This is a genomic window from Arthrobacter sp. Z1-9, assembly GCF_054792695.1.
In genome coordinates, this window is sequence record NZ_CP096456.1 from 4,185,485 (window position 1) to 4,206,589 (window position 21,105).

The 21,105-nt window shown below is 65.1% G+C and carries 20 protein-coding genes; 9 read left to right on the top strand and 11 right to left on the bottom strand.

Annotated elements, in window-relative coordinates:
* Positions 1-187: 187 nt before the first annotated feature.
* On the bottom strand, positions 188-796 hold the full coding sequence (locus M1D93_RS19305) for a TetR/AcrR family transcriptional regulator (RefSeq protein ID WP_461173046.1): 609 nt from the start codon (positions 794-796) through the stop codon (positions 188-190).
* 127 nt (positions 797-923) lie between these two features.
* On the opposite strand from M1D93_RS19305, the gene M1D93_RS19310 reads away from it, so the two are divergent.
* The 6 genes from M1D93_RS19310 to M1D93_RS19335 all read left to right on the top strand — a co-directional run bounded on the left by M1D93_RS19310 (position 924) and on the right by M1D93_RS19335 (position 6,148).
* A complete protein-coding gene (locus M1D93_RS19310; protein WP_461173047.1) occupies positions 924-1,481 on the top strand; it encodes an NAD(P)H-dependent oxidoreductase in 558 nt (185 codons plus the stop codon).
* A gap of 162 nt (positions 1,482-1,643) precedes the next feature.
* A complete protein-coding gene (gene ligD / locus M1D93_RS19315; protein ID WP_461173048.1) occupies positions 1,644-2,888 on the top strand; it encodes a non-homologous end-joining DNA ligase in 1,245 nt (414 codons plus the stop codon).
* A gap of 166 nt (positions 2,889-3,054) precedes the next feature.
* On the top strand, positions 3,055-3,810 hold the full coding sequence (locus M1D93_RS19320) for a GerMN domain-containing protein (protein WP_461173049.1): 756 nt from the start codon (positions 3,055-3,057) through the stop codon (positions 3,808-3,810).
* A gap of 77 nt (positions 3,811-3,887) precedes the next feature.
* On the top strand, positions 3,888-5,180 hold the full coding sequence (locus M1D93_RS19325; RefSeq protein ID WP_461173050.1) for an aminotransferase-like domain-containing protein: 1,293 nt from the start codon (positions 3,888-3,890) through the stop codon (positions 5,178-5,180).
* A 47-nt stretch (positions 5,181-5,227) separates the two neighbouring features.
* Complete coding sequence (locus tag M1D93_RS19330) at positions 5,228-5,656, top strand: universal stress protein (RefSeq protein WP_461173051.1); 429 nt, start codon at positions 5,228-5,230, stop codon at positions 5,654-5,656.
* Between the two features lie 156 nt (positions 5,657-5,812).
* Positions 5,813-6,148 (top strand): hypothetical protein, encoded by a 336-nt coding sequence (locus M1D93_RS19335; RefSeq protein ID WP_461173052.1) that lies wholly within the window; start codon positions 5,813-5,815, stop codon positions 6,146-6,148.
* An 8-nt stretch (positions 6,149-6,156) separates the two neighbouring features.
* On the opposite strand, the gene M1D93_RS19340 is transcribed toward M1D93_RS19335, so the two are convergent.
* From M1D93_RS19340 to M1D93_RS19370, 7 genes are all read right to left on the bottom strand, one after another.
* A complete protein-coding gene (locus M1D93_RS19340; protein WP_461173053.1) occupies positions 6,157-6,771 on the bottom strand; it encodes a phosphatase PAP2 family protein in 615 nt (204 codons plus the stop codon).
* Between the two features lie 15 nt (positions 6,772-6,786).
* The gene (locus M1D93_RS19345) at positions 6,787-8,298 is read right to left on the bottom strand and encodes a dihydrolipoamide acetyltransferase family protein (RefSeq protein ID WP_461173054.1); all 1,512 of its coding nucleotides are present in this window, start codon (positions 8,296-8,298) and stop codon (positions 6,787-6,789) included.
* A 7-nt stretch (positions 8,299-8,305) separates the two neighbouring features.
* Positions 8,306-9,286: an alpha-ketoacid dehydrogenase subunit beta gene (locus M1D93_RS19350; RefSeq protein ID WP_461173055.1), complete on the bottom strand. Its 981-nt coding sequence runs from the start codon at positions 9,284-9,286 to the stop codon at positions 8,306-8,308.
* Positions 9,286-10,566, bottom strand: a complete 1,281-nt coding sequence (pdhA, locus tag M1D93_RS19355) for a pyruvate dehydrogenase (acetyl-transferring) E1 component subunit alpha (protein WP_461173056.1) — start codon at positions 10,564-10,566, stop codon at positions 9,286-9,288. Before pdhA ends, M1D93_RS19350 begins: the two co-directional genes overlap by 1 nt.
* A 150-nt stretch (positions 10,567-10,716) precedes the next feature.
* Positions 10,717-11,835: a histidinol-phosphate transaminase gene (locus tag M1D93_RS19360; RefSeq protein ID WP_461173057.1), complete on the bottom strand. Its 1,119-nt coding sequence runs from the start codon at positions 11,833-11,835 to the stop codon at positions 10,717-10,719.
* A gap of 154 nt (positions 11,836-11,989) precedes the next feature.
* On the bottom strand, positions 11,990-13,825 hold the full coding sequence (locus M1D93_RS19365; protein WP_461173058.1) for a pectinesterase family protein: 1,836 nt from the start codon (positions 13,823-13,825) through the stop codon (positions 11,990-11,992).
* A gap of 41 nt (positions 13,826-13,866) precedes the next feature.
* Positions 13,867-15,237, bottom strand: a complete 1,371-nt coding sequence (locus M1D93_RS19370) for a pectate lyase family protein (RefSeq protein WP_461173059.1) — start codon at positions 15,235-15,237, stop codon at positions 13,867-13,869.
* Between the two features lie 249 nt (positions 15,238-15,486).
* Here M1D93_RS19370 and M1D93_RS19375 point away from each other — a divergent pair, with 249 nt between their 5' ends.
* Positions 15,487-15,909: a phage holin family protein gene (locus M1D93_RS19375; protein ID WP_461173060.1), complete on the top strand. Its 423-nt coding sequence runs from the start codon at positions 15,487-15,489 to the stop codon at positions 15,907-15,909.
* A 55-nt stretch (positions 15,910-15,964) separates the two neighbouring features.
* Here the strand turns inward: M1D93_RS19375 and M1D93_RS19380 are convergent, their stop codons facing one another.
* Together M1D93_RS19380 and M1D93_RS19385 are read right to left on the bottom strand one after the other, a co-directional pair.
* Positions 15,965-17,332: a hypothetical protein gene (locus M1D93_RS19380; protein ID WP_461173061.1), complete on the bottom strand. Its 1,368-nt coding sequence runs from the start codon at positions 17,330-17,332 to the stop codon at positions 15,965-15,967.
* Positions 17,332-17,634 (bottom strand): hypothetical protein, encoded by a 303-nt coding sequence (locus M1D93_RS19385; RefSeq protein WP_461173062.1) that lies wholly within the window; start codon positions 17,632-17,634, stop codon positions 17,332-17,334. Before M1D93_RS19385 ends, M1D93_RS19380 begins: the two co-directional genes overlap by 1 nt.
* Positions 17,635-17,803: 169 nt before the next feature.
* Here M1D93_RS19385 and purB point away from each other — a divergent pair, with 169 nt between their 5' ends.
* Complete coding sequence (gene purB / locus M1D93_RS19390; protein WP_461173063.1) at positions 17,804-19,246, top strand: adenylosuccinate lyase; 1,443 nt, start codon at positions 17,804-17,806, stop codon at positions 19,244-19,246.
* Positions 19,247-19,350: 104 nt separating this feature from the next.
* The gene (locus tag M1D93_RS19395; protein WP_461173064.1) at positions 19,351-20,025 is read left to right on the top strand and encodes a histidine phosphatase family protein; all 675 of its coding nucleotides are present in this window, start codon (positions 19,351-19,353) and stop codon (positions 20,023-20,025) included.
* Here the strand turns inward: M1D93_RS19395 and M1D93_RS19400 are convergent.
* Complete coding sequence (locus tag M1D93_RS19400; RefSeq protein WP_461173065.1) at positions 20,022-20,951, bottom strand: serine/threonine-protein kinase; 930 nt, start codon at positions 20,949-20,951, stop codon at positions 20,022-20,024. The genes M1D93_RS19395 and M1D93_RS19400 overlap by 4 nt on opposite strands.
* Between the last annotated feature and the right edge of the window lie 154 nt (positions 20,952-21,105).

The window sequence follows — 21,105 nt, forward strand, 5'->3', positions numbered from 1 at the left end:
GGCTCCCGCAGCCTTTGCAGGCCTAGCCCTTGTGGACTATGTCGCGGGTCACATTCCAGAGGAAACTATCACAAGCAACTAGCGAAAAAGCGCCGGTTGCGGGCAAACCGGCCCGGCCGTACCAGATCGTTATGAATAATTCTGTAATCTCGATGTGACTGAACGCCGAAATGCTGTATCCCGTGCTCTACGCACCGGTGACAACCCGTGTGACGAGCTCCCTCCACGAGTCATTCAGACGGTCCGCGCCCACGCCATGCACCCGGACCAAATTGAGGAGCCGGTCCGGCGCGAGGGTGGCACCGAGGGAATGCGCCATCAGCCAGGGGTCCGCAGCGAACCCCTCCTCCGTGAGCAGCACCTGGATGTGGCGGTGCCACAGTGCGGCAGCGGGAACTTCAAAGCGGCCCCGGGAGGAGTTCTCTGCTGCGAGCACCAGGTCACCGAACTCCATCACGTAAGCAATCCGTTCCACACCAAAAGCAATAAGCCGTTCCAGTCCCGGCGCTCCGGGCCCCAGGGGCGGCGGCCCAAACATAAAGCGGGCCTGAAAGGCAGCCTCGGATTCGCTGAGGAGGGTGAGCATGAGGCCGGCCCGGCTGCCAAAGCGGCGAAATATGGTGCCCTTGCCCACCCCGGCGTGCTCGGCAAGACGGTCCATGGTCAGACCTTCTGCCCCGCATTCCGCGATCAGGTCACGGGCCGCCTCCAGCAGGCGCTCCCGATTCCGGGCGGCATCGCTGCGTTCCACCGCCTCACCCGGCGAGGGCGGAGGGCGCATTGGGATGAAGCTCACAGTCCACATTCTAGACCGGGGGAATAAGAAGCGGACCGTAGTCCGTTTAGATGGGTGAAGGCACCACATGCCTCAGCATTCACCCGGCCGGCGGCCCCTCCCGCCGCCCCAACCTGCAGGAGTTCTCATGACCAAGAGCACCGTACTCACCCTCGTCGGCAGCCTCCGCGCCGAGTCCACCAACCAGAAGCTGGCCGAGGCAATCCAGCTGAACGCGCCGGAGCAGGTGGACGTCGTCATTCACGAAAACCTGGGCAACATTCCCTTCTATAACGAAGACATTGACGTCGAGGGCCAGGTTCCTGCGGCTGCTGCCGCCCTGCGCGCCGCAGCAAACGAGGCCGACACGCTCCTCCTGGTCACTCCGGAGCACAACGGCACCGTGCCCGCAGCACTGAAGAACGCCATCGACTGGCTGTCCCGCCCCTTCGGTGCCGGCGCCCTCGCCGGTAAGCCCACGGCCGTCGTCGGCACTGCCTTCGGCCAGTATGGCGGGGTCTGGGCCCAGGACGAGGCACGCAAGGCAGCAGGAATCGCCGGCGCGCAGGTCCTCGAGGACGTCAAGCTCGCAGTGCCGGGTTCCATGGTGCGCTTCGCTGAAATCCACCCGAAGGACGATGCAGAGGTTGTGGAGCAGATCAAGGGCGTGTTTGATGCCCTCGCAGCTTCCCAGCCTGCGGCATAACGAGCCTTCTGCGGTGCCCGGTGCGTAACTGCGCCGGGCACCGCTGCTTTAAGCCGGGCACCTTCGTGTCCCGGCACCGCTGTGCCCGGCGGCGGGGACAGCCGATACGATGTGTCCCGCCCAACTCTGGCTGCGGGATCCAATCGTTGCTAGCGTGACGGAATGACGCCCTCGAAGACCCCGGCCGAGATCCTCGACATCGGCGGCACGGAGGTTCGCATCTCGAGCCCGGACAAGGTGGTGTTCCCGGGGCCAGGGCTCACCAAGCTTGACCTGGTGCAGTACTACCTCGCGGTCGCGGATGGCGCCCTGCGCGGCGCCGGCGGGCGGCCCATGGTGCTCAAGCGTTTCCCGAAGGGCATCGACGCCGAACCGTTTTTCCAGAAGCGCGTGCCCGAAAACCATCCCGGCTTCATCGATACGGCGACTCTGCACTACGCGTCCGGCACATCGGCCGAGGAGGCTGTTATCCGGGATGCCGCAGGGTTGGCGTGGGTGGTGAATCTTGGCTGCCTCGACCTCAATCCGCACCCGGTAAGGGCGGAGGACCTCGAGCACCCCGATGAGCTTCGGGTCGACCTCGATCCGATGCCGGGAGTGGACTGGTCGCAAATCGTAGATGTCGCCTATGTAGCCAGGGAGGTACTCGGGGACACGGGACTGGTGGGCTGGCCGAAGACCAGCGGCTCCCGCGGACTCCACATCCTGGTGCGCATCGAGCCCGAATGGTCTTACCGTGAGGTGCGGCTCGCCGCCGAGACCCTTGCCCGTGAAGTCGAAAACCGGGCCCCGGGACTCGCCACCGCCCGGTGGTGGAAGGAGGAACGCGGCGAGAGCGTGTTCGTGGACTTCAACCAGAACGCCAAGGACCGTACGGTGGCATCCGCATATTCAGTCCGGCCCCTCCCCGACGCGCGGGTCTCAACGCCGCTTTCCTGGGAAGAGGTGCGCTCCGCCCATCCGGATCAGTTCACGGTCCTCACAGTGCCCGCGCGCTTCAAGGACGTGGGCGACCCCCATGCAGGGATTGACAAGGCCGCAGGCAAACTGGACAAGCTCCTGGCCCTGGCGGAGGAACTGGGGCCTGCGGAGAAAGCGCCGCGCAGCGGTGACGGCTCCGGCCGCCGGCAGTCGGTGATGCCGCTCATCGAGGTGGCCCGCACCAAAAGCAAGCCTGAAGCCCTCGCGGCGCTCGACGAATGGAAGTCCCGGCATGCGGACCTCGTCCCGGCCCTGCACCCTGCGGACGTGCTGGTGGACGGGATGCGCGGATCGAGTTCCCTTTGGTACCGGGTGCGGGTGAACCTGCAGCACGTGCCCGAGGCGGAGCGTCCGCCGCAGGAGAAACTCGTCGCCGACTATGACCCCTGGGCGGGCAGGGAGTGGCCTGGGCGCCCGGGATCCTGACCCGGGGACCACAGCCCTGGCCTTTGATGCTGTGACCAACTCTTATCCCAACCGGTACCTCACGGACATTCTTTAGCGGACGGGCGCGCCGTAACGTTAATCCACGGACGTACCGGGACGGGATTGCGGTGCAGGGATGGCAAGAAAGGCGATAGCGGGAAGGCGGATGACGGGCGGGCGCGCTGTCATGGCGGCATCCGCCCTGGCGCTTCCGTTGTGGGCCGCCGGCTGCGTCAGCCCGCCTCCTCAACAAACACCGCCACCTTCCTCGGCCCCGCTCGTCGACGCCGGTCCCACCCCCACCCGCGCAACCGTACCCACCGCACCCGCTCCCCAGCCTCAATTTGCACCCCCGGAAGGCACAGCCCCCGAGACGCAGGGCAGCGCCACGCCCAGCCCTGCCGAAACCCCGCCCCGTGCCGGGTCCACAGCTTCACCCTCGCCGGAAGCACCGCCGTCGGCGGCCCCCGTCCCGTCCGAGCCGGTTCCCTCGGGCAGTATTGCCGCCCAGCGGACAGTAACCGCCTACTACGTGCTCCTGGACGACGGCGGCAGCAACGGAGTGCGGTTCGGCTGCAATGACAGCCTGGTGGGGGTGGCCCATACCAGTTCCCCCCAAGAGGAACCGCTCCCCGCCGCCGTGCGCGCGCTCCTGACTGCGCCGGCCGATGCAGAAGCCTCACGGCCCTCCCCCGATGTCTACAACGCGCTCGAAGACTCGGACCTGACCTTCCTTTCAGGAAGCTTCGACGGCACCACCGTCACGGTGTACCTCGCCGGCACGCTCAGCATGGGAGGCGTCTGCGACGCCCCGCGGGTGGAAGCCCAGCTGACCCAGACGGCGGTTTCCGCAGTCGGGGCCGTCCGGGCGGAGATCCATATCAACGGGCGAAGCCTGGCCGAGGCCTTACGGCAGGACTAACGGCTGCTTGCGCCGCCGCACGTCTTTGCTCAACGAGTGTTGCCTATTTAGCAACACTCGCCTGTATCCTGATTGATGTGAGCCACGAGACACTCGACGCCGCAGCACAGACGCTGCCTGCCGAAGCCATTGATGCCATCGAGCGGGCGGCAACGTCCGCCCACCGCCATGAGGAACTCTTCTCAGAGCGCGCCGCCAACATCCGCCAGTCCGCCGTCAGGGACGTCTTCGACATCTCCCTGCGCCCCGGGCTGGTTTCCCTTGCAGGCGGAAGTCCCTACCTGCAGTCCCTCCCCCTTGACCGGCTGGCCGCCACTGCGGCAACCATCATCGCCGAGGACGGCCTGGCGGCCCTCCAGTACGGCAGCGGCCAGGGCACCGAAGAGCTGCGGGCCCAAATTTGCGAAGTGATGGCGGCCGAGGGCATTCTCGACGCCCTGCCCCGGAACGTGGTGATCACCGCAGGATCCCAGTCCGCCCAGGATGTTGCCACCAAGGTCTTCTGCAATCCCGGGGACGTGGTGCTGGTGGAAGACCCCACCTATGTGGGTGCGTTGAATACCTTTGAGGCGTACCAGGTCCAGGTGGAAACGGTGGAGATGGACGGGGACGGCCTGGTTCCGGATCTCCTCGAGGCCAGGATCGCCGCCCTGCAACTCGCCGGCAAGAGCGTGAAGTTCCTCTACACCATCCCCAACTTCAACAATCCGTCCGGAATCACCCTAGCCCGGGAGCGGCGGCAGAAGATCGTGGACATATGCCGCAACGCGAATATTTTGATCCTCGAGGACAACCCCTACGGACTCCTGCGCTTTGATGGGGAACCGCTGCCACCCCTCCGCGCCGACAACCCGGCCGACGTTATTTATATGGGCTCTTTCTCAAAGATCTTCGCGCCCGGGCTCCGCATCGGCTGGGCGCTGGTGCCCGAACACCTGCAACGCCGGTACTACCTTGCGGCCGAAGCGGTAACCCTTTGCCCGCCGGCCCTCAACCAGATGCTGGTATCCGCGTACCTGCGCGACTACGACTGGCGGGGCCAGATTGAAACGTACCGTGGACTGTATGCGGAGCGGTGCCGGGCGATGCTCGCTGCCCTGGAAGCACACATGCCCGCCGGGACCAGCTGGACCAGCCCGGAGGGCGGGTTCTTTGTCTGGGTGACACTGCCGGAGGGGCTGGACACTTACCCGCTGCTGCAAAAGGCAATCGACGCCGGAGTGGTGTTTATCCCCGGCGCCGCCTTCACGCCGTCAGACGAGCCCTCCAACAAGCTGCGCCTGGCCTACAGCGCCGTCCCGCCCGAGGCCATTACCGAAGGTGTGCGGCGCCTTGCGCCAGTGCTGCAGGAAGCCATCGCCGCGCTGTAGCCTTGGGCTCACTGACTTAAGCCGCACACCAAGCAAAGGAGCAACACATGAGCGGAATCATCGTTGTAGGGGTTGACGGCAGCGGTACAGCCAAGAAGGCGGCGGAGTCGGCCCGGGATCTCGCCGCAGCACTGGGAGCCTCGCTTCACGTGGTCTCAGCCTTCGACAGCGACCGCACGGAAGTGTTCGGCAGCGGCAGCGACCGGTGGATCGTGTCCGACGCTGATGCCGCCGAGCACGTGGCCCGCACGGTCGCTGAATCCCTGGGCCGCGACATCAAGGTGACCTACTCCGCAGCCCGTGGCCGCCCGGCCGACGCCCTGATCAAGGAGGCGCTGCGGATGGAAGCCCGCATCATCGTGGTGGGAAACCGCAGGATGCAGGGCATTGGGCGCGTCCTTGGCAGCGTGGCCAACAGCGTAGCCCACAACGCTCCGTGCGACGTTTACATCGCCAACACCTACGACGCCGACTAGACGTTACTGCGGACACTCCCTGAGGTGGCAAAGGTCGCTCCGGGGGGTGTCCGTTCTCACGCCTGATAGGCCAGTGTGGGCCCGGGCGCAACGATAAAATTGGATAAGCCCCCAATGGAGCGGACACCCAGCATCCACACTTATCAAGGGGCACCATTGATCACTCTCCAGCGCCGCCACCTCGTAGGCCACGACATCCTCCTGGCCCGCCACGGAAACCACATCTGCTCCATGCGCGTCGACCGCAGCAACGGCAGGGTGGTGGCGCTGCTGGATGACGGAACCGTGGACAGCGCACCGAACCTGATCGCCCCGGGCCTGGAGCTTCCCGCCACAGTGGGCAGCGTGATGCGCGAGGACTGGAAAATTTTGACCGTCTGCGGAGCCGTGGCTGCGGGAATGGGTGCGCTGATGGTGACAGCAGCAGTTGCCCTGGGAACAATGGCGAATCCCACCGCAATTGAAATGCTCTCGGCCTACGCCATCTACTGAGGCACTCCCTAAGGCACCATCCAGCCTTGCAGTGCCCACCAGATTCCGGCCATCACCAGGCCGCCGAAAAGTGAACCGGCAACCACCTGCGCGAGGGTGTGGGCGCGCAGCACTACCCGCGACCACCCCACCGCCGGGATAAGCAGCAGCAGCGGAAGCCACGGCGCTCCGAGCATGAGCACCGCGATCACCGCAGAAGACGAAATGGCGGCAGCATGCCCGCTGATCTTCCAAAATGGACTGACGCCTGCCAGCACAACCACGCCGGCTACCACTCCCAGCACCATGGCCACGACGCTTTGCGGGGCTCCCGCCGCGTTCAGCACCAGCAGTCCGGCCACAATTGAAGCCAGCGCCATCAGCAGTACGGGCGCCCGCTGTTTGCGGTCGCTCACGTGATGGTCGGTGACTTTACCCAGCCTCACCAGGACCAGCAGCAGGACCAGTGGGATCACGCAGACAAACAGCGCCGCCAGGGCGCCGTAGGCCATCGTTTCGGGAAAACCGGCCTGCGTCAGGGGACTGATCAACAACTGCACGCTCACCACCACCGGCGGCTGCAACGTCTCCGTGATCCATCTGGCTGCCCTGTTTTTGGCACGGATACGCCCGGCATCAGTCACCACAGTTGTCAGTTCCTAGTCCAGCAGCAGCGCCGGTTCCTCCAGGATGGCGGCGACGTCGGCCATAAAGCGGGCCGACAGGTCGCCGTCCACCACACGGTGATCGAACGAGCCGCCAAGGGTGGTGATCCAGCGGGGAATCACTTCGCCGTCAAGGACCCAGGGCTTCTGCTTGATGGTTCCGAAGGCGACGATCGCCACCTCGCCGGGGTTGATGATCGGCGTGCCGGTGTCGATGCCCAGGGCTCCGATGTTGGTGATGGTCAGCGTCCCGCCCTGCATCTCGGCGGGCTGGGTCTTGCCTGCCCTGGCGGTGGTGGCCAGGTTGTTCAGGGCCAGCGCCAACTCCTTCAAGGACAGGTCCTGCGCGTTTTTGATGTTCGGGACCATCAGGCCGCGCGGCGTTGCCGCTGCGATGCCCAGGTTCATGTAGTGCTTGACCTGGATCTCGGCGGTGCCTTCGCCGTTGTCCACCCAGGTGGCGTTGACGCTGGGGTTCCGGGCGGCTGCCCAGATCACGGCCTTTGCGAGGATGAGCAGCGGCGATACCCGGATGCCTTCGAAGTCGCGCGAGGCCTTGAGCCTCTTGACGAACTCCATGGTGCGGCTGGCATCCACGTCCACGAAGATGCTGACGTGGGGTGCCGAGAAGGCCGAGTCCACCATCGCCTTCGCCGTGGCCTTGCGGACGCCCTTGACGGGGATCCGTTCCACCCGCTGGTCCTGCGGCTTTCCTGCTTTGCCCCAAAAGCCGTCCGCCTTGTCCAGCTCGGCGTCCCGCTGGGCCTGGTAGCTGACCAGGTCCTCGCGCGTCACCTCTCCGCGTGAGCCCGTTGCCACCACGTCCGCCAGGTCGATGCCAAGGTCGCGGGCGATCTTGCGGACCGGGGGCTTGGCCAGCACCTTGTTCACCAGGCCCGTGATGGTGCCGCCAAGCGTTGGACGGGTGTCGACGGCGTCGCCGGCGGTATGGGCGGCAGCCGCCTGCACAGCATGTGCTGTGCTTGCCGGTGGTTCGGCGGTCACGGCAGCAGGGGTGTGGGGCTGGACGGGCTCGACTTCCGGGGCGTTAGCTGTCAGGGCGCCGGCAGCGCCGCCAGTGGTTGAACCGGTAGAAATCCGCGGCCGGCGCTTGACGGCGTCGGCTTTGGGACCGGAACCCACCAGCGGACCCGCCGCCCGCGCGCTTTCCGTTGCGTCGCCGTCGGACCCCGGAAGCGTGCCGTAGAGCGGCTGCACGGGCGTCTCGGGAGCACGGACGTCAGCCGGTGTGGGAACCCCGGCCACCTCGCTGCTGACGCTGATAATGGCGGTGCCGACGTCGATGGTGATGCCTTCGGGGACCAGCAGTTCGCTGACGGTGCCGGCGAACGGCGAGGGCAACTCCACGATGGACTTGGCCGTCTCGATCTCACAGAGGACATCGTTGATGGCGACGGCGTCACCGGGCTTGACCTTCCAGGAGACAATCTCCGCCTCGGTAAGGCCCTCGCCGACGTCAGGCAGGTTGAACTTGTTCAGAGTCATGGTGTCCTCAGTAGGAGAGGGCGCGGTCCAGCGCCTCGAGGATGCGGTCGATGTCCGGAAGGTAGTCTTCCTCCACCTTGGCAACGGGATAAGGCATGTGGAAGCCGCCCACGCGGATCACCGGCGCCTCCAGGGAATGGAACGCCCGCTCACTGATCCGGGCAGCGATTTCGCCGCCGATTCCGCCAAAGGTGGGTGCCTCGTGGGCCACAATCAGCCGTCCGGTCTTTTTCACCGAGGCCGTAACGGTATCGAAGTCAAGGGGCGAGATGGAGCGCAGGTCGATCACCTCAACGCTGCGTCCGTCCTCCTCCGCCGCGTTCGCCGCGGCCAGCGCTACCGGTACCAGCGGCCCGTACGCCACGATGGTGGCGTCCGTCCCGGCCCGGAGGACATGGGCCTTGAACGGGTCCGCCGCCAGGCCCGGCGCCTCGACGTCAACCTCGCCCTTGAGCCAGTAGCGGCGCTTGGGCTCGAAAATGATCACCGGATCCTGGCAGTCCACCGCCTGCTGGATCATCCAGTACGCGTCATGCGGGTTGGACGGGGTGATGATCCGCAGCCCCGCCGTGTGGGCAAAGAGCGCTTCGGGAGATTCGGAATGGTGCTCCACCGAGCCGATGCCGCCGCCGTAGGGGATGCGGATGACCACCGGAACGGTGAGGTTGCCGTTGCTGCGGGCATGCATCTTGGCCAGCTGGGTGGTGATCTGGTTGAAGCCCGGGAAAACAAACCCGTCGAACTGGATTTCACACACCGGGGTGTAGCCGCGCAGTGCGAGGCCGATCGCAGTGCCGATGATGCCCGACTCTGCCAGCGGGGTGTCCACCACGCGGTCGGGGCCGAACTCTCCGATCAGCCCGTCCGTCACGCGGTACACGCCGCCCAGGGCGCCGATGTCCTCACCCATCAGCAGTGACTTGGGGTTGTCCGTTAGTGCTGCTCGAAGGCCTTCGTTTATGGCCTTGGCGATGGTCATGCTCGTCATCAGTGGCCTGCCTCTTGGGATGCCTTCGCGGTTGCTGCCTGCCGGGCGGGTTCTCCTGCAGGTTCTTCACCTGCGAAGCCCGCCGAGTACTCCTCAAACCAGGCCAGTTCCTCTGCCACCAGCGGATGGGCTTCCACGTAAGTGTTGGCGAACGCGGACCGAATATCCGGGGTTTCCAGGTCATGGGTGGTGCGCCGGACGTAGGCTGCCAGCTCGTCGCCGTCAGCTTTCACCTTGGCAAAGAACGCCTCATCGGCGAGGCCTTCGGAGCGCAGGTACTTCTCTAGACGCATCAGTGGATCCTTGGCCCGCCAGGCGTCCTCCTCCGCCGACTCGCGGTATTTGGTGGGGTCATCCGCGGTCGTGTGTGCACCAACCCTGTAGGTGAACGCCTCGATCAGGACCGGGCCCTTGCCCTGGCGCGCGTGCTCCAGGGCCCACTCGGTGACGGCGTGCACGGCGATGACGTCGTTGCCGTCCACCCGGATGCCGGGAAAGCCGTAGCCCTTGGCCCGGTTGGACAGCGGCACCCGCGTCTGCACGTTGGTGGGGACGGAGATGGCCCAGTGGTTGTTCTGGCAGAAGAACACCACGGGCGCGTTGTAGGAGGAGGCGAACACCATGGATTCGTGGACGTCACCCTCGGAGCTGGCGCCGTCGCCGAAGTAGGCGATCACCGCTGCGTCGGCAGCCTCGTTGACGGGCCCGCCGACGTTGATCGCCCCGGCACCTGCGGCGGCGAGCTTCTGGTCCCGCTGGATACCCATGGCGTAGCCCACCGCGTGAAGCGTCTGGGCGGCCAGCACCAGGGTGTAGAGGTGGAAGTTGGTGTCCTTCGGGTTCCATCCCCCGTTGGAGACACCGCGGAACTGGCGCAGGAGCTCGGCCAGGTCCACATTGCGGGTCCATGCAACACCGTGCTCGCGGTATGTGGGGAAGATGTAGTCCTGCGGCTGGCTGGCCCGGCCCGAACCGATCTGGGCGGCTTCCTGGCCGGTCAACGGAACCCAGAGCGCCAACTGGCCCTGCCGCTGCAGGGCTGTGGCTTCGACGTCGAACCGGCGTATTGCGGCCATGTCGGCGTAGAGCCCCCGGAGCTTCTCCGGGGTGAGCTTTTCGGCGTAGCCGGTGAAGACAGGATCGAAACCCATTTTCCCGTCGGGGCCGAGGAGCTGGACCATCTGCGCCGGAGGCTCGCCCATTACAGCTTCGGCATCAGCCTCGCGCTGGTCGTCTACAGCTGTTCCATCGAACTCGGTGGCAGGCAGATGTGCGCCCATACCGTCTCCTTGCTTGCCGCATCCGGATGCAATGCAAATGTCGCTGGGATATATGCCGCAAGGGGAATGGATTCCTCCTGCGGCATATATAATGGCTTACTGATCCTAACTTTATCTTCAGTAAGTAACCGCGAGGCTACTTGTTAAGTGCTAGGAACCCCGCGGGGCCTTTGTATAGTCCGCACACAGAGCAAGAAAACGCGTATTGGCTTCTTCCTCCCCGATGCTGACCCGGACGCCTTCGCCGGGAAACGCCCGCACGGACAACGCCTGCGTGGCAGCCAGCTCGGCAAACCCGGTGCTGTCATCGCCAAGATCCAGCCAGACGAAGTTCCCCTGGGCATCTGGAACAGCCCAGTCGAGGCTCCGCAGCCCTGCCATGACGCGTTCCCGTTCGTCCACCAGTTTTTGTACCCTCTCCACAACTTGCGGGTAATTCTGCAGGGAAACAATTGCGGCAGTTTCTGCAATCTGCGACACGGCGAACGGGGTGGCTGCCACCCGCAGGTGTTGGGTCAGCACAGGATTGGAGACACTGTAGCCCACCCGGAGGCCGGCAAGCCCGTGTGCCTTTGAGAAGGTCCGGAGCACAACAACGTTGGGGTACTTGCGGTACAGCGCGATCCCATCGACCGCATCCGCTGCCCGAACGAACTCCTGGTATGCCTCGTCGATCACCACCACCACGTCAGACGGGACGGAGCGGATAAACGCCTTCGTCTCGGCCGCAGCCAGGGCAGGACCGGTGGGATTGTTGGGGGTGCACAGGAGGATCACCTTGGTGCGGGCTGTGACTGCCGCCGCCATGGCTTTGAGATCGTGGCGGCCGCCGGGACCCAGCGGAACGGGGACGCCTTCGGCACCGGAGAGGCCAACGCTGATGGGATATGCCTCGAAGGAGCGCCAGGCATAAATAACTTCATCGGGCTTGCCGTCTTCGTTCCGTCCGGCGAATGCGGCCAGCAGCTGGTTCAGGGCGCCCAGGCTGCCTGCGCCGGTGATGATATCTTCGGCGGGTACATCGAGGAACGCTGCGAGCTCTGTACGAAGCCTGCTGCTCAGCGGATCCGGGTAGCGGTTAAAGTCCGTCTGCCGCGTAATTGCCTCAAGGACTGCCGGAATCGGGGGCAGCGGGTTTTCGTTCGAGGACAGCTTGTAGCTGGTCAGTCCGTCCACGGCGACGGGAGGTTTGCCAGCGGCGTAGCGTGGCAGCTTTGCCACTACTGGGCGCGGCTGGATGCCCCCGGCGAGGGTATCTGATGAAGTCATGCAAACCAGCCTACTTCTCCGGCCGCAGGACGGAAGGAGGCATTCGGCGCACCGATGCCTCAGCCCCCGCGTGGTGGCACGGGGCCGGACGGGCGCTAATCGCAGACCCCGTCCGGCCACCTGCCCCTCCTCCTCGCTCCCTGTTAGCAGGCACCTACACCCGCGGAGTGCTGTCCAAACGGGTGCCTGCCAACTGGGGAGCCCAACCGTCGAGTCCCTGGAGATAGGCGTCCAACGTGAACTCTTGCGCCAGCCCCGGTTCGAGTTGTGGCCTTTCCGGGGTGATGCGGGACCCCGGACCGTTGTTGTTGAACTCGTGGAAGCGCGCATCTCGCCAGGAGAATCCGCTCATATCCGTCCAGGGTGTGCCGGAAATGTGCGCACCGAGCCAGGAATCCCGGATCAGCACCTGGGCAATGGCCTCCACATCCCCGCTGGGATGCCAGGGGCGCCCCAGATGGACCGAACCAGCGGCGGCGTCGGAGACAAAGCGGCAGCCGGTAAACAAATACCCGTGCTTGATCCCAATGTTCAGGCTGCCGGCGGAGACGTAGCCGTTGTTGCTGCCGGAACCACGGTCAAGGGAGCGGATTTCACTGTCTGCGAAGACAGCCGTGCCCCGGCCGAAGATGAAATCCACGTCGCCTTCGATGTAGCAGCTCCTGAAGAAGAAGCGCGCCTGTACCCCGCGGGAAGGGGAATCAACCAGCAGAGTGTCCTGGTTGCCCAAGCACCGGACGTTGTTAAGGACGGCACGGTCTCCTGCCAGGAAGAGCGCCACCGCCTGGCGGTTCTTCATGTCTTGGTTGGCGGCCTCGTCAAAGTCATTGCTGAACGTGATGTTGGCAGCGGTGAAGTCCGGTCCGTCAATTCGAACGCTTGCGCTTCCGCCCGTCCCGTAGGGTCCCGTGCCATCCGGCTTGGGCGTGCCGGAGGCGTTGTTGTAAACCAGGACAACGTCTTCCGCTTTCCCGCCGAGCCCGAGGAACGAGATTCTTGGCTTGTTGGCCGGCACCCTGATGGCTTCCCGGTAGATGCCCGGCTGGATCCGAATAAGGGTTCGGCGGGTGCTGCCTGTCGGAACCGCGTCAACGGCTGCCTGGACTGTCGCGAACGCCTGGCCCCTGCCCACGTCCAGGACGACGGGCTTGTCCACAGGGCGTTCACTGGGCCAGTAGATGCCCGTGAGAGCATCCAAGCGGGCGTCGAGGTGCTGGAAGTACCCGGGGGGAAGTGCCTGTTGTGCCCGTAGTTCAGACGCAACCAGCCTGGCCACGGCCAGGGCGCCTTGCGCCTGGAAATGCGTATTGTCGGTCACGCCTTGCGGGTACTGCGGGTACTGGCCCGGCGAGGCATAGAGGAAGTGGGACTTGGTTCCCTCTGCGCCGAGCTGCTGCCACAGATCCTTCGAAGAAGCGGTGAGGTCCACAAGCGGCGTCCCGGTGGCGGCCGCGAGTTCACGGACAGCCTGCGGGTAGGCGCCGTGGGAGTCCTGGGCGATGCCAAGGGCACTGAACCGGCGTCGTTCCACGGGCGTCACCAGTATCGCCTTCGCGCCACGGCCGGCGGCACCGTCGACGTACCTCTGCAGGTACTCCTTGAAAGTGGTCTGCGGATCGGTTCCCCTGGCGGGGTCCTCCACCTTCTCGTCGTTGTGCCCGAAGGAGATGAGCAGGTAGTCGCCAGGCTGGAGCAAGGCCACCACCTCGTCCAGCAGGCCGGCATCGGCGAAGCTCTTGGACGAAGCTCCGGACCAGGCGTAGTCAAAGACGTCAGCCTGTGGTCCCAGCAACAGCGGGAGGGCCTGCCCCCAGCCGGCCCGGGGACGCTCCGAGTGCTGGTAGGCGGAGGAAGTGGAATCGCCCACCACGAATATCACGGGCTTGGTTCTTGCCGTTGGGGGGACCGCCACGGCACGGACTGCGGCTTCCGAGCGGGCAACCCCTGGCCCGGCGAGGCCCGCGGCCGCGGTCACTGCTCCAGCTGCCACAGCCGCGAGCATTGAGCGGCGCGTGGGTTGGAAGCCCCGCATCAGCGGGCATCCCCTGCCGTGAAGACGGGCCCGACGGCGTCCGCCAGGAGTGCGGGAACGGCCTGGGCGGCGTTGACGTGCGTCCGCAGTACAGGCGTCCAGGTGTCATCGGCGCTCAACTGCCTGTCCGCAGGCGCAGTTTCGTTATAGGCGGCGCGGAGATCGACGATTTTGCCATTGACTGCGTTTCCGCTGGTGGTGATGACCTTCCCCTTGAAGTAGGAAATCAGGGACTGCACGGGGATGTCCGCCGGGAGTGTGAAGGCGTTGGCCTCGGCGTGCAGGTGGGACTCAACACCTGCCCCGAAGGTGTAGCCATACGGGATATCCGAATCCGGAGTTGTCTTGAAGTGGTTGTTGTAAACGTCCACTTGTCCGAAACGGACCCGGGGTGCACGCTGGCCGACGTTCTCGAAAACGTTGTGGTGGATGGTCACCCGCAGCTTGCCGGCGTCTCCCCGGTTGGTCGAGTCCGTCGAGCCGATGAGCAGGAGCTTGTCGTGCTCGGAGAACCGGTTGTAGGACATCGTCACAAGGTCGGAGCCGTTGGTGACGTCCACTGCTCCGTCGTGGACCTGGTACGGCCGGCCGAAGTAGCTGGGCTGGGCGCTGTCCAGGTTCGGGGCATCAGTGAAGTGCGAGTGGTCCACCCACACGTGCTTCGAGCCGTTGATGATTTGCAGCAGGTCATACTCGCTGTTCCAGTTGCCGGTGGCACCGTCCGTAGGGTCCCACGCGGGGAAGCAGTCGGCGGCATCCCGCACTGTGAGGTTCCGGAAGATGACGTTTTCGGCTCCGCTGATCCTCAGGGCAGCTCCGGTGATGCTGCTGTCCGGGCCGGCCCCCACGATCGTCGTGTTGCTGGGGATGTCCCAGCGGATGGCGGCGGCCTGCTTGGATGCGGCCAGTCGCCGCGCGTTCTCCTGCGTGCCCTCCGGCTTTTTCGCGGTTCCGTAGCGGGTCGGGTCGAAATCATGGAGGTACTGGGCCAGCGAGTAGCCAGTACCGCTGGCGTAATCTTCACAGCTGATCGGTGCGCCGTCCACGCTGGCGTTCGCAGCAATGTCCCCGTGGACCCTGATGATTTTGGGCTCCATGCCCGTAGCGAGGGCCGCGAGGAATTGTCCTTTGTTGGAGACGTCGTAGACCCGGTCTTCCGCAGCCACTGATCCTCCCGTTGTGCCGGCCCCCGAGGCTGCCCAGCCGTCGTTCTGGGGGAGAACTTGGCGTTCAAGGGGCTGGCGTGCGGTCTGGGCTGTTGGATCCGCCTGCGGGGACGGGGATGCTGACGAATGGGCAGGTGCTGCGAGCAGGGATACGGCGATGACCGCGGCGACCGATACGGGCGCGAATGGCATCTTCTTGCGCATGATCTCTCTTCCTCCATTGGAATGAACCACGCTTCGGTGCTGGCCTCGAAGCGCCAGCACGTCAGAAAGCGATTTCTCAACTATGGGAAAACGGTTTCTTCTTGTCAAGGGTTAGTTGATATTTGACACGGGCTTTCGGGCGGCCGTCACGCGTACCCGCGGCACCGGGGCCGGTGCTTGACGCACGGAACGGGTCGACGCATCAGCGCTACCCGCAGGGCCTTCAGGGCCATGTGCAACCATTGGGTTATGCGACTGATTGCCCGGGTACTGATCAATGCCCTTGCCCTTTGGGTGGCCGGCTGGATCCTGCCGGGGTTGAAGATCTCCAGCTCAGCAGCCACCGACGCAGTGGCGCAAACCGGTGTGACGCAAGGGACGGACACCATTGGGATCGTCCTCGCCTACTTGTTCATTGGCGCCATCTTCGGCCTGGTGAATGCCTTGGTCTGCCCACTGGTGAGCCTCCTCGCGCTGCCCATCACCATCCTCACCCTCGGCCTGTTCACGATTGTCATTAACGCGGCGATGCTTTACCTGACATCCTGGATCAGCAGCTACACGCCGGTGCACTTCACCATCGACTCCTTCTTCTGGACTGCTGTTTTCGCGGCGATCATCATCACGCTGATCTCGTTGGTGGCCGGCCGGATTGCTGGAACCCGAAGGTAGCTGAATTCCCGGGGACTGCGCGCACGGCAGGTGCTGGAGCCGCGTCCCGGCCACGCTACCGTCCGCCATATCCGCGCTCCTGCCTGCGGGTATCTGCTGCGTGGAGGTTTGGCGCGGGAGCCTTGGTCCGGGCCAGGGAAAAGCGGGTAGCGGTGGCCGCGCCGCCGGCTCCCAGTACAGCCCCCAGTGCGGCGGTGGACCCGGCCAAGGAGAGGTCGTTGCTGGCTGAAACGAGCCGAGCGCCGTCCTGATAAGTGCTGAGAGTGTGGCCGATTCCGATCCCGCCTTCGCCTTCTGCGGCCCTCGGCGTGTTGCTCAGGGAGACCGTCACACGGTCCCTCGTGTCCGGATTTGGGGCCCCGTCCGAGCCCGGCACCCAGTCGGCGCGATGTTCAAGGTGCAGTGACTGCACTCCTGGCACGGGATTAACGCCGGCGACTGGGGAGCCGGCAGTCAGCACGTACCGCAGGTCGTAATCCCGGAGAAACCGCGGATCCGCAGCCAGATTCATGGCATGGATACCGCCCTGGCTGTACCCCACCGCCACCACGGGGGCTCCGTGCTCGGCGCCCGCCGCATTGAGGGCCTGGAGCGCGGCAACCCTCATTTCGTCCGAGCTGTAGACCATTGCCTCCGCTACTCCGGTTTCATCAAAAGGGTTTTCCCCGCCGACCCCGAAACCAGCAGGTTGAGTGCCGGGGACTATAACCACATAGGCCTTTTCCCCTCCGTTGACGATTTCGACGACCTCGATAAAGCCGGCACCGCGCGCATCTATAAGTCGGATACGTTCCAGCAGGCCGGCCGGAGAAGCGTCCAGGCTCACCGGAACGGTCTCCTCCAGGCGAATGTCAATCGGACGGCTGAGGGTGCCGGAACGCGCAAGGGCATCCCAGACCAAGGTTTCCTCCGCAACCCGCCGCTTCACATCACCGGCCGCGAGCCCCAGGCTGGCCGTGATCGACTCCATCGTTTTGTCATCAGGAAAGTGCGTGGCTGCCATATTGGCCAACGAATCGCGGACATCTGTGGGACTGACTATGCCCATCCACCGGGCAGTGTTGGCAAGTGACTCCGCCATCTCGTACTCCCGTTTGCAGGCGCGGACCTCGCTGCTGATGCGCTGCAGTTCGGTCCGCACTGCCTGAAGGCTCCGCTCTGACTCACCAACCGCACTGAGGGCCATGGTCCCGGACCACCTGGGCAGATTCTGGAAGGGAACGAGGTCCTCCCAGATGCGGCGCGCCTCAACCTCCAGTTCGGCAAGCCTGGCGGCGAGGTCATCCACCCTTTCGGCACCTCCGGCCAGTTCCTCCAGCTGGAAACTGATGCCGCCCACGCCGCCACGGATGGTAAGGGGCCCGTCGTCAGGAGGACCGTACACCCTGATGGAGCCGCTCCCCGCAGGCGCAACTTCGGTCATCAGGGCCGGCCCGGGTAAGTGCAATCAGCGGTGAAGGTTTCGCGGGCATGCCGCTCCACAGCAGCCTTTGCTTCAACGAGCGCCTCAAGGGCGCGCCGCAAGGCAGCAGACTGCAGCGATACCGCGTCCCGGTACGCACGGCCGGCCGGTGACTCCCAATCGAGCATCTGAATATTCCTAAAGCCTGCCAGCACGTCCTCACCGCGACCAACGCAATAGCCCACGCGGTCCGCCAACTGCTCCACCTGGGAAGCGCGCAACATATCTTGTTGCAGGTTCACCCCTGCCGGCTCACTGCCCATTGCCTTTCCCTTTCCCGGACCGTCCGGTAGCTCCGGACGCCCCTTGAACTACTGAAGTGAACGCTACGGAGGACAACCTCCCGGCCCAACCGCCGCCGTCGGCTATGTGGACAAGTAATCCTGCGGGAACGGCTAAAGCGGCCGCGGGAGTTCGTGAAAGAATCAGCACATGCCTGAAACTGCCGCCACAGCTGACACCCGTACGCCCTCAGGACGCCTGGCCCTCGCCGCGTCCCCGGAAAAAATCGCGCTCGGCCCGCTGGACGGCCGCTATCAGTCCGCCGTCGCCCCGCTCGTGGATTACCTGTCGGAGGCAGCCCTCAACCGCGACCGCGTGGCAGTGGAAGTTGAATGGCTCATCCATCTGACCAGCAACAACGTGCTTCCCGGCGCCGGCCCCCTGACACCCGGGCAGCAGGACCAGCTGCGGGCCATCGTCACCGAATTCGACGCCGGATCGGTGGCCGAGCTGGCTGACATCGAGGCCGTAACCGTCCACGACGTAAAGGCTGTGGAGTACTACATCGGCCGCCGGCTCCCGGCCATCGGCATCGAGAACCTCACAGCCATGGTGCACTTCGGCTGCACCTCCGAGGACATCAACAACCTTTCCTACGCACTGGGCGTCAAGGGCGCCGTGGAGGACGTGTGGCTTCCGGCAGCGCGCGCCCTGGTGGCCCAGATCAGCAAGATGGCGCAGGACAACCGTGCTGTCCCCATGCTGTCGCGCACTCACGGCCAGCCCGCCACCCCCACCACGCTCGGCAAGGAACTGGCCGTTATCGCGCACCGCCTCACGCGCCAGCTCGACCGCATCGCCAAAACCGAATACCTGGGCAAGATCAACGGCGCCACCGGTACCTACGCCGCCCACGTTGCGTCGGTTCCGGGCGCGGACTGGCAGCAGGTGTCAAAATCCTTCGTGGAGGCCCTGGGCCTGACCTGGAATCCGCTGACCACGCAGATTGAAAGCCACGACTGGCAGGCTGAACTCTACGCCGACGTCGCGCGCTTCAACCGCATCCTCCACAACGTCTGCACGGATATCTGGAGCTACATCTCCATCGGCTACTTCGCGCAGGTCCCCGTGGCCGGCGCCACGGGATCTTCCACCATGCCGCACAAGGTCAACCCCATCCGCTTCGAAAACGCCGAGGCCAACCTGGAGATCTCCTCCGGGCTGCTGGACGTATTGGGATCCACGCTGGTCACCTCCCGCTGGCAGCGCGACCTCACAGACTCCTCCAGCCAGCGCAACATCGGTGTGGCATTTGGCCACTCACTCCTGGCCATCTCCAACGTGGCCAAGGGCCTGGAACGCCTCGACGTTGCCGAGGACGTCCTGGCCGGAGACCTGGACACCAACTGGGAGGTCCTGGGCGAAGCGATCCAGATGGTCATGCGCGCCGAAGCCATCGCGGGCGTCAAAGGCATGGAGAACCCCTACGAGCGGCTCAAGGACCTCACCCGCGGACAGCGCGTGGATGCCGCCCGCATGCAGGAATTCGTCCAGGGCCTTGGCCTCTCCCCCGAAGCCGAAGCGCGCCTCCTCGCATTGACCCCCGGCAAGTACACCGGCATCGCTGACCAGCTGGTGGACCACCTGAAGTAGACGTACGACGGCGGCGCCGGGCCTGGGAAGGCCCGGCGCCTACTTCTTTCCCGGCTCTCCCGTGGCCGGGCAAAGCGCCCGTTCCAAGGTGCGAAACTGGAGGAATGAAGCTGCTCCTCATCCGCCACGGACAAACCCCGGGCAATGTGCTTGGCCAACTGGACACTGCCCACCCCGGCCCCGGGCTTACTGAACTGGGTGAGCGGCAGGCGGAGGCCCTGGCCCGTTCGTTGGCCAACGAGCCGATCGAGGCCCTGTACGCCTCCACCCTGGTTCGAACCCAGATCACTGCGGCGCCATTGGGCCGGCTGCACAGCCTGGACGTCGAAGTCATGGACGGCCTTCACGAAATCGAGGCCGGGTCACTGGAAAAGCTGACGGACCACGAGTCGCACAAGCGGTACATGGGCACAGTGTTTTCCTGGGCGGCCGGAGATCTTGACCAGCGAATGCCGGCCGGCCCGGACGGCCATGACTTCTTTGACCGGTTTGATGCTGCCATCGCCCGGGTTCTGGAACGTGCGTCCGGGGATGAGGCCACGGCGGCAGTTGTCAGCCACGGCGCTGCCATCCGCACCTGGGCCGGGCGGCGGGCCAAGGACGCCGACCACGAGTTCGCAGCAAAGCATGTACTGGCAAACACCGGAATTGTGGCGCTTGAGGGCGACGCGGAGAGCGGGTGGAGGCTTGTCCATTGGGACGGCAGCCCGGTGGGCGGGCTGGCACTTGCCGATCCCACCGCTGAGGACCCCACCGGACGGAATGCGGAGGAGCCCTAAAGCAGCTGCCTGATCCTTCGGGCGGGGAACACAGCCATCTTCCGGCAGCTGCTGTCGGCCTCGCCACCTGCTGCCGTGGGCAAAAGCTGAGCGGCCAACACGGCCGCCTCAGCCGCCGTCGGCCGTGCATCGCTGTCCATGGCCGTAAGGGCTCCGAGGAAGTTGCACCATTCGGGACCCAGCGAGTCCGGAATGGCCGGGCTGCGAAGCGTCCTGGCCACCAGGGATTCGATGGTGGTGCCCGGAAAGGCCTTGGACCCAGTGAGAAGCTCCAGCAGGACCAGGCCCATGGCATAGATGTCCCACGAGGCCCGGGCGGGTCCGCCCGCAGCCTGCTCCGGGCTCATGTAGTGCACTGTTCCTGATGACATGCCTGGCTCCGGAGCCGAACCGGTGGCAGCCACGATGCCGAAGTCAACGATGCGTACCGGGCTCCTCCGCAAGCCGCTGAGCATCAGGTTGGCGGGCTTGATGTCGCGGTGGACCAATCCCTGCCCATGCAGATGGGCAAGTGCCCCAAAAAGGCCGTGCGCCCAACCTGCAACATCACCGGAGCGGGGCCGGCCCGTGCGGACTGCCTCCGACAGGCTCGCGCCGAGGGCCAGCTCTTCAACCAGGAACGGGCGGCCGGCCAGCGGCGTCCCGGCCGGCATCACGCCCTGTGCAATGAACTTGATGATGGAGGGGTGGTTCAGTGCCGCCAGGACCTCCGCTTCCTTGCTGATCCTCTCGAAGTGCTTTTTGGAGCTGCCCACAGCCACCTTGACGGCGACATCAGGGCCGCCCTGGGGGTCGGCAGCGCGGAACACCTCGGCCAGTGACCCGCGGCCCAAACGTTCCTTGAGGTGGTAGCGGCCCGCGGTCAGGGGCTTCCCGGAAAGAAGGGCACCGACGCTGTGCAGTGTCTCTGTTGGGGCGGAAGTCATGCGGAAAGGGCCGCGCTATGGGTTTCTTCTGGATGAGCAAGCTGCCCCGCATCCTCAAGCCAAACACTGTTGGCGCAGGCATTTGGGGCGCCAATTTCAGTAGCAGTTACCAAAGCACTCACGACTCCAGCCGAAGTAAGTTCAGGAATGATCG

Bases quoted from the DNA above. Each gene is read 5' to 3' on its own strand.
- M1D93_RS19345 (WP_461173054.1), bottom strand. From the start codon at position 8,298: ATGACTCTGAACAAGTTCAACCTGCCTGACGTCGGCGAGGGCCTTACC.
- M1D93_RS19330 (WP_461173051.1), top strand. From the start codon at position 5,228: ATGAGCGGAATCATCGTTGTAGGGGTTGACGGCAGCGGTACAGCCAAG.
- ligD (WP_461173048.1), top strand. From the start codon at position 1,644: ATGACGCCCTCGAAGACCCCGGCCGAGATCCTCGACATCGGCGGCACG.
- M1D93_RS19320 (WP_461173049.1), top strand. From the start codon at position 3,055: ATGACGGGCGGGCGCGCTGTCATGGCGGCATCCGCCCTGGCGCTTCCG.
- M1D93_RS19380 (WP_461173061.1), bottom strand. From the start codon at position 17,332: ATGACCGAAGTTGCGCCTGCGGGGAGCGGCTCCATCAGGGTGTACGGT.
- M1D93_RS19385 (WP_461173062.1), bottom strand. From the start codon at position 17,634: ATGGGCAGTGAGCCGGCAGGGGTGAACCTGCAACAAGATATGTTGCGC.
- M1D93_RS19395 (WP_461173064.1), top strand. From the start codon at position 19,351: ATGAAGCTGCTCCTCATCCGCCACGGACAAACCCCGGGCAATGTGCTT.
- M1D93_RS19400 (WP_461173065.1), bottom strand. From the start codon at position 20,951: ATGACTTCCGCCCCAACAGAGACACTGCACAGCGTCGGTGCCCTTCTT.
- purB (WP_461173063.1), top strand. From the start codon at position 17,804: ATGCCTGAAACTGCCGCCACAGCTGACACCCGTACGCCCTCAGGACGC.
- M1D93_RS19310 (WP_461173047.1), top strand. From the start codon at position 924: ATGACCAAGAGCACCGTACTCACCCTCGTCGGCAGCCTCCGCGCCGAG.
- M1D93_RS19350 (WP_461173055.1), bottom strand. From the start codon at position 9,286: ATGACGAGCATGACCATCGCCAAGGCCATAAACGAAGGCCTTCGAGCA.
- M1D93_RS19375 (WP_461173060.1), top strand. From the start codon at position 15,487: ATGCGACTGATTGCCCGGGTACTGATCAATGCCCTTGCCCTTTGGGTG.
- M1D93_RS19360 (WP_461173057.1), bottom strand. From the start codon at position 11,835: ATGACTTCATCAGATACCCTCGCCGGGGGCATCCAGCCGCGCCCAGTA.
- pdhA (WP_461173056.1), bottom strand. From the start codon at position 10,566: ATGGGCGCACATCTGCCTGCCACCGAGTTCGATGGAACAGCTGTAGAC.
- M1D93_RS19370 (WP_461173059.1), bottom strand. From the start codon at position 15,237: ATGCGCAAGAAGATGCCATTCGCGCCCGTATCGGTCGCCGCGGTCATC.